The organism is Pseudomonas sp. NY15356, assembly GCF_048068175.1.
GTDB lineage: Bacteria > Pseudomonadota > Gammaproteobacteria > Pseudomonadales > Pseudomonadaceae > Aquipseudomonas > Aquipseudomonas putida_K.
The window spans coordinates 1-287 of the sequence record NZ_JBLUPW010000102.1 but is presented as its reverse complement, the minus strand read 5'-3'; the positions used below and the strand labels follow the sequence as shown (position 1 = coordinate 287).

The window sequence follows — 287 nt, the reverse complement described above, 5'->3', positions numbered from 1 at the left end:
GTCGTCCGGCGCTTTAACGGTGATAGAGCCGCTGGCGCTGCCGGCAGGGATAGAAACTTTTGTGCCATCGGTCAGAGTGAAGACCAGGCCACCATGGCCGTTGACCGGCAGTTTCTGGCCGTTGCTCAGGGTCACGGTGTAGGTGATTTCACCGCCTTCAGCGACAGTAGTTTTATCCACAGACAGCGTGGCTTTTACTTCGCTGATCGTATCGGTGATGTTGACGGTGGCCTTGTCGCCCAGTTGCAGGTTTTCGAACTGCTTGCCGGCGACGGTCGCATCGGTGA

General features: G+C 57.5%; 1 protein-coding gene. It reads right to left on the bottom strand.

Annotation, left to right across the window (positions count from 1 at the left end; all coding sequences use genetic code 11):
* On the bottom strand, positions 1–287 hold a 287-nt coding region (locus ACNFCI_RS24120; protein WP_416768446.1), incomplete at both ends, for an immunoglobulin-like domain-containing protein.